Genomic DNA, 11677 nt, shown 5'->3' with positions numbered 1-11677 from the left:
AATGGCCGGGCCGCGTCACATCAGCGTCAGCGAGACCAGCCGGCCGGTGCTGCCGCGGCACGCCAAGCTGAAATATGACGAGACGCGAAAGGTCTGGGTGATCCTGGCGCCCGAACGCGTGCTGGCGCCGGACGAGATCGCGGTCGAGGTCTTGCAGCTCTGCGACGGCGAGCGCAATGTCGGCGAGGTTTCCGACCAGCTCGCGGCAAAATACGCCGCGCCACGCGAGGCGATCCTGGCCGACGTCATCGTCATGCTGCAGGATCTCGCCGACAAGGGCTTTCTCACGGAGGCCCGGGAGAAGACGTCATGAGCGATGTGCTCGGCAATCCCACCATCCCGCCCGACGCCAGCGACAGTCTCGCGGTGCTGGAGAAGAGCCGCTCGACGGCAGAGACGTTCGGCATTCCACTCGCCGTGCTGCTCGAGATCACCCATCGCTGCCCGCTGCAATGTCCCTATTGCTCCAACCCGGTCGAGCTCGACCGCTCGGGCAAGGAGCTGACCACCGAGGAATGGAAGAAAGTCCTGAGCGAGCTCGCCGAGATCGGCGTGCTCCAGGTGCATTTCTCCGGCGGCGAACCGACCGCGCGCAAGGACCTGGTCGAGCTGGTCAAGCACGCCAGCGACGTCGGCCTCTACACCAACCTCATCACCTCGGCCGTGCTGCTGACGCGCGAACGGTTGAGCGAGCTGGCCGATGCCGGGCTCTGCCACGTCCAGATCAGCTTCCAGGGCGTCGAAGAGAGCTTGGCCGATCGCGTTGGCGGTTACAAAAACGGCCACCGCAAGAAGCTCGAAGTGGCAAAATGGACCCGCGAGCTCGACCTGCCGCTCACCGTGAACGCGGTGATGCACCGGCAGAACCTGCACCAGCTGCCTGAGATCATCCAGATGTCGATCGATCTCGACGCCGACCGGCTCGAGGTTGCCAATGTGCAATATTACGGCTGGGCACTGAAGAACCGCGCCGCCTTGATGCCGACAGTGGCGCAGCTCGACGAGTGCACCCGCATCGTCGAGGAGGCGCGCGAGCGGCTGAAGGGCCGGCTCACGATCGACTATGTCGTGCCCGATTATTACGCGCTGCGGCCGAAGAAGTGCATGGGCGGCTGGGGCCGGCAGTTCTTCAACATTTCGCCGGCCGGCAAGGTGCTGCCCTGCCACGCCGCCGAGAGCATCACCGGGCTCGACTTCGAATCGGTACGCTCCAACCATTCGATCGCCTGGATCTGGCAGAACTCGGACGCCTTCAACCGCTATCGCGGCACCGGCTGGATGAAGGAGCCGTGCAAGAGTTGCGAATTCCGCGAGATCGATTTCGGCGGCTGTCGCTGCCAGGCCTTTGCGCTGACCGGTGACGCCGCCAACACCGATCCGGCCTGTGCGCTATCGCCGCTGCACGAGGCCATCTTCAAGCAGGCCGAGCGCGAGGCCGAGGGCGATACCAACCGCTTCGTCTATCGCAATTTCGCCGGCGGCACTCTGGAATCCGGGAATGATGCCTGACGCCGACGCGGCCAGCTCAGTCAAGCGCGCCGATCCCTTTGCGCCGCTGACCTCCGAAATGCTCGACGTCGGCGACGGCCACGAGCTTTATGTCGAGAGCGTCGGCCGCACCGACGGAATCCCCGCGGTCTATCTGCATGGCGGCCCCGGCAGCGGTTGCCAGCCCGACCATCGCCGGCTGTTTGATCCTGACCGTTTCCATGCCGTGCTGTTCGACCAGCGCGGCTGCGGCCGCAGCCGGCCGAAGGGATCGCGCCAGCACAACACCACGCAGCATCTGATCGCGGACATGGAAAAGATCCGCGAGAAATTCGGCGTCGCGCGCTGGATCGTGGTCGGGGGGTCCTGGGGCGCGACGCTGGCGCTGGCTTATGCGCAGGCGCATCCCGAGCGCGTCTCCGGAATTGCGCTGCGCGCGACGTTTCTCGGCACGCGTGCTGAAGTCGAGATCGCCTTCACCTCGCGCCTCTCGCAATTCTACCCCGCGCTCTACGAAGATTTTCTCAGCGTGCTGGCGCTCGAGGAGCGCGCGCGGCCGGTGGAAGCCTACTATCGCCGCATCCTCGATGCCGATCCGGCCGTGCATGGCCCGGCCTCGCGCGCATGGCACGACACCGAGCGCGCCTTGTCGGAGCACAAGGCGGCAAAGACGCGGATCGACCTGGCGTCGCTGAACGTCTGGCGCACATTGCCGGCGACGCCGTTCATGGAAGCGCATTATTTCGTGCAGGACAGCTTCATGACGGAGAACCAGTTGTTGCGGAACGCCGGCAAGCTCGACGGCATTCCCGGCATCATCGTCCAGGGCCGCTACGATCTGTTGTGTCCTCCCGGGACATCGCAGGCGCTCGCGAAAGCGTGGCCGGGTTCCGAGATTCGTATCGTGGAAGAAGCCGGCCATTCGCTCTATGATACCGGCGTGCGGGACGCGGTCATGAAGTCGATCGCGGACATCGCTTCGAAGATTTCGCGATAGTAGGACAACAAGAAAATGCCGCTCGTCGGGAAAGGCATGCTGCTGACGTCGATGAACGTCGACGTTTCAGATGAAGCCGATTTCAATCGCTGGTACGATCGCGAGCATCTGGAAGAGCGCGTTGCGATCGAGGGTTTTCTGGAGGCGCGGCGCTATGTCGCGCACGCCGCCAATCCCAAATATCTCTCGCTGTATTCGACTGCGACACTCGACGTGCTCGACAGTCCCGCCTACCGGGCGCGGCTCGCCAACCAGACCGAATGGTCGCGACGGAGCATGGCGCATTTCAAGGACATGCTGCGGGTCGTCGCGCGCATCACGATCAGCAACGGTACCGGCCGGGGCGCGGCGCTCGGCCTCGTGCGGCTGCGGCCGACGTCGGACAATGCAGTCGCATGGCGTGACGCACTGCAAGACAGGCTGACGCCGGAAAAGCACGACGGCATTATCTCGATGCATCTGCTCGAAAGCGAGCCGGAATTGTCGGGCGCGACCGCGGACATTCCGGCGGTGCGCAACGAAGGCGCGCGCGACTGGTTCGTGCTGATCGACGGCACGCATGTCGGCGCAGTCTCGGCCGTGATCGCCGCGCGCTTCACCGGCCCTGCCGCCTCGCCATTCCCGCTTCCCGTGTCGGTCGGCACCTACGGCCTGATGTGGGACCTCTCGAAGAGCGACATCGCGCGCAACTAGGCCCATCGGACGCATCGCAACATGCTGCACCGCCACATACCGCGCGCGGCCGTTAATGCTGTGCGCGCTGGGCTCCCATGAAAGCCGGTGATCCCCCAAATTTGCCGTTGTACTTCGGAACGGTTCTAATAAGCTAACCCAATGACGTCATTCAGAAACCAGATCGCCGCGCGTTAGCGTTCGCCAAGCTCAAGAAAAGGCCGCGGGGTCTTTGAGCCTGCGCGGACAGGGTAGGAATGAAACCGACCGATATTGCGGCCCCCGACTACTTTCACAAAGTGGTCGATTGCCAATGGGCCTGTCCTGCGCACACTCCCGTTCCCGAATACATCCGACTGATCGCCCAAGGCCGCTACAGCGACGCCTATATGATCAATTGGAAATCGAACGTGTTTCCCGGAATTCTGGGACGCACCTGCGATCGTCCATGCGAGCCGGCGTGCCGCCGCGGACGCGTCGAGGAGACGCCGGTCGCGATCTGCCGCCTGAAGCGCGTCGCCGCCGACTTCAAGGACGACATCACGCAACGCCTGCCGCGGCCCTCGGCCAAGAACGGCAAGCGCGTTGCATTCGTCGGCGGCGGTCCCGCTTCGCTGACGGTGGCGCGCGATCTCGCTCCGCTCGGCTATCACTGCACCGTGTTCGACGGTGATCCCCGAGCCGGCGGCATGATGCGCTCGCAGATCCCGAAATTCCGCCTCCCGGATTCAGTCATCGACGAGGAGACCGGCTACATCCTGGGTCTCGGCGTCGACTTCAAGGGCGGCCACCGCATCGAAAGCATGAAGGCGCTGCTCGCGGAGAAGTACGACGCGATCTTCGTCGGCTCCGGCGCGCCGCGCGGCCGCGAGCTCGACATTCCCGGACGCAAGGAAGCAGCCGCCAACGTCCATATCGGCATCGACTGGCTGTCCTCGGTCTCGTTCGGCCATACCGACAAGATCGGCAAGCGCGTCATCGTGCTCGGCGGCGGCAACACCGCGATGGATTGCTGCCGCACCGCGCGCCGCCTCGGCGGCGAAGAGGTGAAGGTCGTCGTGCGCTCCGGCTTCGAGGAGATGAAGGCCTCGCCCTGGGAGAAGGAAGACGCGCTCCACGAGGACATCCCGATCCTCAACTTCCTCGTGCCCACAGCCTTCGTCCACGACAACGGCAAGCTCACCGGCATCACCTTCCAGAAGGTGAAGGCCGAATACGACGCCAAGGGCCGCCGCAACCTCGTGCCCTCGGGCGAGCCGGACCAGACCATCGAATGCGACGACGTGCTGGTCGCGGTCGGCCAGGAGAACGCCTTCCCCTGGATTGAGCAGGACTGCGGCATCGAGTTCGACAAATGGCACATGCCCAAGGTCGATCCGCAAACCTTCGTCTCGACCAATCCGAAAGTGTTCTTCGGCGGCGACGCCGCGTTCGGGCCGAAGAACATCATCTGGGCGGTGGCGCAGGGCCATGATGCCGCGCTGTCGATCCACAAAATGCTCTCGGGCGAGGACGTCACCGAGCGGCCATTGCCGGAGGTGCACGTCTCCTCGCAGAAGATGGGCATCCACGAATGGAGCTATGACAACGACATCTCCAACGACAAGCGCTACAAGGTGCCGCATCGCGACAAGGTGATCGCGCTGAAGGACATCCGCACCGAGGTCGAGCTGGGCTACGACGTCAAGCTCGCGCTTGGCGAAGCCCATCGCTGCCTGAACTGCGATGTCCAGACCGTGTTCTCGACCTCGCTCTGCATCGAGTGCGACGCCTGCGTCGACATTTGTCCGATGGATTGCATCACCTTCACGGACAATGGCGAGGAAGGCGATCTCCGTCAGCGCCTGAAAGCGCCCTCGCTGCATCCGGACCAGGATCTCTATGTGTCCAGCGATCTCAAGACCGGGCGCGTGATGATCAAGGACGAGGATGTCTGCCTGCATTGCGGGCTGTGTGCCGAGCGCTGTCCCACCGGCGCCTGGGACATGCAAAAATATTTGATCGAGATGACTCACGCAGGTTCAGCATGTCCGACAAAAAGCCGATCAGCAGCGTAAACGACTTCGTCGTCCGCTTCGCCAACGTCAACGGATCGGGCTCGGCCAGCGCCAACGAGATGTTTGCGCGCGCGATCCTGCGCCATGGCGTTCCGGTGAGCCCGCGCAACATCTTCCCCTCCAATATCCAGGGACTGCCGACCTGGTACGAGGTGCGGGTGACCGAAGACGGCCATCTCGGCGCGCGCGGCGGCGTCGACATGATGGTCGCCATGAACCCGCAGACCTGGGACAAGGACGTCGCCGGCATCGAGCCCGGTGGCTATCTGTTCTACGATTCCACCAAGCCGATGCCGTCGACGAAATTCCGCGACGACATCACCGTGATCGGCGTCCCCCTGACCGCGATCACCAACTCGACTTACACCGATCCGCGCCAGCGCCAGCTGTTCAAGAACATCATCTATCTCGGCGCGCTCTCGGCTTTGCTCGACATGGACCCGAAGCTGATCGAGCAGCTGATCGGCGAGCAATACAAGGGCAAGGAGAAGCTCCTGTCGTCCAACGTCCACGCGCTGCATCTCGGCCGCGACTGGGCGCTGCAAAACCTGAAATGCCCGACCGGGCTGCGGGTGAAGAAGTCCGACAAGGTCGGCGACCGCATCTTCATCGAGGGCAACAGCGCCGCCGCGCTCGGTGCCGTCTATGGCGGCGCCACGGTGTGCGCCTGGTATCCTATTACGCCGTCCTCGTCCGTGGCGGAGGCTTTCACCGCTCACTGCAAGAAGTACCGGCACGATCCCGAGACCGGCAAGGCGAAATACGCCATCGTGCAGGGCGAGGACGAGCTGGCTTCGATCGGCATCGTGATCGGCGCCTCCTGGAACGGCGCGCGCGCCTTCACCGCGACCTCCGGCCCTGGCATCTCGTTGATGACCGAGTTCATCGGCCTGTCATATTTCGCCGAAATCCCGGCCGTGATCATGAACATCCAGCGCGCCGGTCCCTCGACCGGCATGCCGACCCGCACCCAGCAATGCGACATCATCGCCTGCGCCTATGCTTCGCATGGCGACACCAAGCATGTGCTGCTGTTCCCTGAGGATCCCGCCGAGGCGTTCGAGTTCGCGGCCGCGGCCTTCGATCTCGCCGAGCGGCTCCAGACCACCATCTTCCTGATGCTCGACCTCGACATCGGCATGAACCACCGGCTCTGCCGTCCGCTGAAATGGGACGATTCCAAGCAATATGACCGCGGCAAGGTGATGACCGCGGAGATGCTGGAGGAAGGCCGCGACTTCGGCCGCTACCTCGACGTCGACGGCGACGGCATTCCCTACCGAACCTATCCCGGCACGCATCCGACCAAGGGCTCCTATTTCACCCGCGGCACCTCGCGTGATCGCTATGCGCGCTACTCCGAGGAAGGCTCGGTCTACGCCGACAACATGCAGCGGCTCATGCGCAAGTTCGAGACCGCGCAGGATCTGGTGCCGCGGCCGCTCCAGGCCAATGCGGAACGGCCGACCAAATACGGCGTGATCTATTTCGGCTCGACCACGCCGGCAATGGACGAGGCGATCGGATTGCTGGAAGCGCGCGGGCATCAGCTCGATCGCCTGCGCATCCGCGCCTTCCCGTTCCACTCCAGCGTGGCGAGCTTCCTCGCCGAGCACGATTTCGTCTACGTCGTCGAGCAGAACCGCGACAGTCAGCTGCGCCAGCTCATCGTCAACGAGAACGGCATCGACCCGGTACGGCTGGTGCCGATCGTACACTACGACGGCTCGCCGATCACCGCCCGCTTCATCGCAAAAGCCATTGGCGACCACCAGGATCACCTCAAGGTGACCCCGCTCCGCAAGGCCGTGTCATGACCTACATCGCAAAGCCGAAATTCCACCATCCCGGGCTGAAGAAGAACGAGCTCGGCTACACCCATCGCGACTACGAAGGCAAGATCTCGACGCTGTGCGCCGGCTGCGGCCATGACTCGATCACGGCATCGATCATCGAGGCCTGCTACGAGCTTTCGATCGAGCCGCACCGGGTCGCCAAGATCTCGGGCATCGGCTGCTCGTCGAAGACACCCGATTATTTCCTCGGCAATTCGCACGGCTTCAACTCCGTGCACGGCCGCATGCCCAGCGTGCTGACCGGCGCCAACCTCGCCAATCGCGACCTGATCTATCTCGGCGTCTCCGGCGACGGCGATTCCGCCTCGATCGGCTTCGGCCAGTTCGCGCATTCGATCCGGCGCGGCGTCAACATGACCTACATCGTCGAGAACAACGGCGTTTACGGTCTGACCAAGGGCCAGTTCTCGGCGACGGCCGACCGCGGCTCGAAGTCCAAGAAGGGCGTCACCAACACGGACAACGCCATCGACCTCGTCGCCATCGCGCTGCAGCTGGGCGCCACCTTCGTCGCGCGCTCGTTCTCCGGCGACAAGACCCAGCTCGTGCCGCTGATCGCGGCCGCGATCGGCCACAAGGGCGCGTCGTTCATCGACGTCATCAGCCCCTGCATCGCCTTCAACAACCACGCCGGCTCGACCAAGAGCTTCGACTATGTCCGCGAGCACAATGACGCGGTGAACCGGCTCGACGTGCTGGTCGGCCGCGATCCGATTGCGGTGGATTACGCACCGGGCACGGTGCAAATGGTCGAGCAGCATGACGGCAGCAGGATCGCGCTGCGCAAGATCGACGCCGACTACGATCCGCACGACCGGCTCGGCGCCCAGACCTTCCTGCAAAAGCACGCCGCAAAGGGACAGATCGTCACCGGCCTGCTCTATGTCGATCCCGACGCGGAAGATCTGCACGAGCATCTCAACACGGTCGAAACGCCGCTCAATACGCTGGAAGCGGACACGCTCTGCCCGGGCTCGGCGATGCTTGACAAGTTCAACGCCAGCCTGCGGTGATTGCTACCGCGCCGTTGCGGGCTGCCGGACGCGTACGGTGATCTTCTCCGACACGATGGGCGGCTCGAACGGATAGTGCTTGGCATCGCCCAGCACGAGTTGCAGCGTATGCGTCCCGGGTGGAAGCTCGAGAAGCGTTTCGGTCTGCCCTGCCCCGAAATGCAGATGCGACTTGTCCTGCAGGATCGGCTCCTTGGGATCGATGGGGTCGTTGACGTCGATCAGCAGATGATGATGACCAGCGTTCTGATACTCATCGCCGGCATGGGTCACACCCATGTTGCGCAAGCCGAACCGGACCCAGAATCCGCCGCGGACCTTCTGCCCGTCATGCGGGGTGATGAAATAGAGCTTTGCGTCCTTGGGAGCTGCCTTGCCTTGCGAAAAGGCCGTCGCCGGAAGCAATGCGAGCGCCGCCGCCAGCGCGACGCAACGAAGGATCTGCATCAAAGCAACTCCACCACTTAGGGACCGAGCGCCACGCGAAATCCGTGCGTGGGATAACGAACATGGGTGTCGTAGCCATCGCGGTTGGACGGCCGCACATATCTCGAATCGTTCTTCCAGGAGCCCGAGCGCAGGACATGAGCGCTGCAGTCCCCACTGCTCCATGCCGAGCCGTCGCCGGGCGCACCCTGATAGGTCTTGTGCCAGCAGTCCTCGACCCACTGATCAACACCGCCGCCCATATCGTGGAGCCCGAACGGATTAGGCCTGAAGCTGCCGACCTTCGCCGGCTGCTCGGCCGCGAGGTCACCGCAATCCTTGCAACCGGCCATGCCCGGCTGCAGCTTGTCGCCCCACCAATATTTGGTCTGCGTTCCGCCCCGCGCGGCATATTCCCATTCGGCCTCGCTCGGAAGCCGATAAGTCTTCTTCGTCGCCTGAGCGAGGTAGGCCGCATATTGCTGCGCGTCGGTCCAGCTCACATTGCTGACCGGCGCGTCGTCCTTGCCGATGGCCGTGAAGCCGCACGCCTTTGCAGCGGCGCACTCGTTCCATTCCTGCACGGTCACCGGATATTTGCCGATCGAGAACGGCTTGACCGTCACCTGATGGACAGGACGCTCGGTCGGGTCGTCATTGCTTCCCATCGCAAAGCTGCCGCCGCGAATAGCCACCATCTCGGGTTCGCGGACGGGAATTGGCGATGGAGTTGGCGCCGGAGCGGGCGACGGGGATGACGAAGCCGACGAGGGAGAAGGCTGCGGCGTCTGCGGCGCGGCTTCGCGCGGCGGAGGCTGCGGGCTTGGCGATGCGGCAGGAGAAACGGTAGTGACGGCGGCCTGCTCGCTCACCCTGCCCGGTGTCTGAGCCAGCAGATACCACAGCACACCGGCGGCAATCACCGACAGCGTGATACCCAGGAGAAAGATCAGAGTATTCTCGCGCCGCCCCCGCGTCCTGCCGACCGCGTCTGCATCCGGCAGCACTTTATAGACGCGCACGGGATCGGTGATGTTCTTGACCTTGCGGTCCCCGAGCGACTCGTAACCGCACACGACCTTGTGCTTGATCTGCTCGTAGATCGCGCCGGAGATAAAGACCTGGCCTGGTTCGGCGATGCCCTCGATGCGCGTTGCGATGTTGACGCCGTCGCCGTAGACGTCGTCCGGCTCCACGATGACGTCACCGAGATTGACGCCAATCCGGTACTCGATCCGGGTCTCCTTCGGAAGCGAGGCGTTGCGGCCGATGAGATTCTGCTGGATGACGATGCTGCATCGGACGGCTTCGACCGGACTGTCGAAAATCGCGATGAAGCCATCGCCCGTCGTCTTCACCAGACTTCCATTGTGCTCGACGATGCTGGGCCGGATGAGATCCCGCTCGATCCGCTTGACGCGGACGTGCGTGCCCTCCTCGTCGGCCTGCATCAGGCGGCTGTAGGAAGCGATGTCACCGACAATGATGGCCGCGAGGCGACGAGGCATAGGGCCGTGCGAAGGCGGCTCGTCATTCCCGGATCTGAAGTTGCGAATTTCGCCCATCGCGGGGGGACTCCACAAACTTACAAGGCAAGCCCCAGCCTACGACCGCCAGAGGCGATCGTCTGTGAAGGCTATCACATCGATGACGTCGGGTAATGTCGTAAGAACCGCAGGGCGTCAGGTTCCAAAAGGCGAAGGGGTCACGTCGAATGAACCTTCATGACCCCACCGATGACTAAAGCCCGGCGTGGAACTGATCACCTGGCTCCGCCCAGCGATGATCCTGTCAGATGTGCGGACGTTGAACGCGTCGCACCCGGGCCGCGTCTACAGCGTACAGCTCAGCTGCTGCACGCGAGGCCATCATGAAGCTTTCTCTTTTTGCTGCCGTCTTCCTTGCCGCGCTTGGCGGCGCTGCTTACGGCGAAGAGGCCGACGATATCGGTGAGGCCAGCAAGGCCGAAGCCGAGACCTTCAACGCGCGCATGTATGCGGGTGCACCCGGCAACAAGGCCTATGCCTGCTTCGTGCGGCGCTACGATGCCGAGCATCTGGCGCGCCATCCGAAGCAGAAGGTCGCCTCGATGAAGTTGCTGATCTCGGCGGAATTGGACACGGAGGACAAGCAGCTCCACAACTCCTTCCGCCTGGGATTCAGATATCGTCACCGCTCCGGCGATTTCGATTCCAGCGGCTCCTGTCATCACGCCGTGTTCACCAAGAACGGCACCGAAATCCGCCTCGGTTGCGGCGTCGACTGCGAGGGCGGCGGGATCGGCGTCGCGCTCTCAAAGGACGACAAATCGGCGATCGTGCGGCTGGCGCAGGTCAGGGTCTGGCAGAACAACAAGCCGGATGAGGATGCCGAACTGTCACTGGTCGCCGGGGCCGACGACGGGATTTTCCGCCTAGATCGAACGGACAACAAGGAATGCGCCTCACTCGTGACCGACCGCAAGGAACTCGCCGCGCTCCGCCACAAATGATATGTGTCCGGCGCAATCGAGGGAGATCATCATGAACCGCCGGAACATGTTGTGGAGCGCCGTCTCGGGCCTGGGCGCGGCGCTTGGCGCCTCCAGCGCGAAGGCCGCGGCGGACGCCGGCACGGGCAACAGGCTGAAGGTGGTCTATCATTTGAGCGATGCCGAGAAGGTCAATTTCGTGCTCGGCAATATCCAGAACCACATCGACGGCGTCGGCGGTCCGGACCATGTGACGATCGCGCTGGTGATTCACGGGCCGGCGCTGAAGGCGTTTCACTCGGCGCAGGCCAATCCTGACATCAGCAAGCGCGTCGGCGATTTCACCAAGGACGGCGTCGAGCTTGCCGCCTGCGGCAACACCATGAAGGCGCAGAACGTCACGCTCACGGAACTCTTGCCGGGCTTCGTCAGCGCGGAGAAGGGCGGCGTGGTCCGCTTGGCCGAGCTCCAGTCGCAGGGCTATCTCTATCTGCGGCCGTAGGTAGCAGCGAAAGTGGTACGCTCCCTCCCCCGCTTGCGGGGGAGGGTCGGGGAGAGGGTGTCTCAGCAATCGAGAACCCCAAGTGGAGAGAGCCCTCACCCGGCGCTGCGCGCCGACCTCTCGCGCATGCGGGAGAGGTAAGAGGAGTTTGCGGGATCACTTCCCACACCAATCCGCTTCCCCTTGACACATCTAT

Annotated in this window: 11 protein-coding genes; 9 read left to right on the top strand and 2 right to left on the bottom strand. The window is 63.6% G+C overall.

Features of this window, described 5'->3' with window-relative positions; translation table 11 throughout:
* Position 1 precedes the first annotated feature (1 nt).
* From pqqD to AC0L3P_RS14510, 7 genes are all read left to right on the top strand, one after another.
* Positions 2-313, top strand: coding sequence for a pyrroloquinoline quinone biosynthesis peptide chaperone PqqD (pqqD, locus tag AC0L3P_RS14540; RefSeq protein ID WP_275169259.1), 312 nt, complete (start codon positions 2-4; stop codon positions 311-313).
* Complete coding sequence (gene pqqE, locus AC0L3P_RS14535) at positions 310-1509, top strand: pyrroloquinoline quinone biosynthesis protein PqqE (RefSeq protein ID WP_473302296.1); 1200 nt, start codon at positions 310-312, stop codon at positions 1507-1509. The genes pqqD and pqqE overlap by 4 nt, the downstream gene beginning before the upstream one ends.
* Positions 1499-2485, top strand: coding sequence for a prolyl aminopeptidase (gene pip / locus AC0L3P_RS14530; RefSeq protein WP_473302295.1), 987 nt, complete (start codon positions 1499-1501; stop codon positions 2483-2485). Before pqqE ends, pip begins: the two co-directional genes overlap by 11 nt.
* 15 nt (positions 2486-2500) lie before the next feature.
* Positions 2501-3178, top strand: a complete 678-nt coding sequence (locus tag AC0L3P_RS14525; protein WP_473302294.1) for a hypothetical protein — start codon at positions 2501-2503, stop codon at positions 3176-3178.
* Between the two features lie 236 nt (positions 3179-3414).
* Positions 3415-5214, top strand: a complete 1800-nt coding sequence (locus AC0L3P_RS14520; RefSeq protein WP_473302293.1) for an FAD-dependent oxidoreductase — start codon at positions 3415-3417, stop codon at positions 5212-5214.
* Positions 5184-7031: a 2-oxoacid:acceptor oxidoreductase subunit alpha gene (locus AC0L3P_RS14515; RefSeq protein WP_473302292.1), complete on the top strand. Its 1848-nt coding sequence runs from the start codon at positions 5184-5186 to the stop codon at positions 7029-7031. Before AC0L3P_RS14520 ends, AC0L3P_RS14515 begins: the two co-directional genes overlap by 31 nt.
* Complete coding sequence (locus tag AC0L3P_RS14510) at positions 7028-8083, top strand: 2-oxoacid:ferredoxin oxidoreductase subunit beta (protein WP_275169264.1); 1056 nt, start codon at positions 7028-7030, stop codon at positions 8081-8083. The genes AC0L3P_RS14515 and AC0L3P_RS14510 overlap by 4 nt, the downstream gene beginning before the upstream one ends.
* Positions 8084-8086: 3 nt before the next feature.
* On the opposite strand, the gene AC0L3P_RS14505 is transcribed toward AC0L3P_RS14510, so the two are convergent.
* Together AC0L3P_RS14505 and AC0L3P_RS14500 are read right to left on the bottom strand one after the other, a co-directional pair.
* Positions 8087-8530 (bottom strand): DUF4399 domain-containing protein, encoded by a 444-nt coding sequence (locus AC0L3P_RS14505; RefSeq protein ID WP_473302291.1) that lies wholly within the window; start codon positions 8528-8530, stop codon positions 8087-8089.
* A 17-nt stretch (positions 8531-8547) separates the two neighbouring features.
* Positions 8548-10074, bottom strand: coding sequence for an SUMF1/EgtB/PvdO family nonheme iron enzyme (locus tag AC0L3P_RS14500; protein ID WP_473302290.1), 1527 nt, complete (start codon positions 10072-10074; stop codon positions 8548-8550).
* Positions 10075-10379: 305 nt separating this feature from the next.
* Here AC0L3P_RS14500 and AC0L3P_RS14495 point away from each other — a divergent pair, with 305 nt between their 5' ends.
* Positions 10380-11000: a hypothetical protein gene (locus AC0L3P_RS14495; RefSeq protein WP_473302289.1), complete on the top strand. Its 621-nt coding sequence runs from the start codon at positions 10380-10382 to the stop codon at positions 10998-11000.
* A 31-nt stretch (positions 11001-11031) separates the two neighbouring features.
* Positions 11032-11481, top strand: coding sequence for a DsrE family protein (locus AC0L3P_RS14490; RefSeq protein WP_275169268.1), 450 nt, complete (start codon positions 11032-11034; stop codon positions 11479-11481).
* Positions 11482-11677: the final 196 nt, after the last annotated feature.

This window comes from Bradyrhizobium sp. WSM4874, from assembly GCF_055811835.1.
Note: the sequence above shows the minus strand (reverse complement) of the source record. Positions and strands in the feature narration are given on the sequence as shown.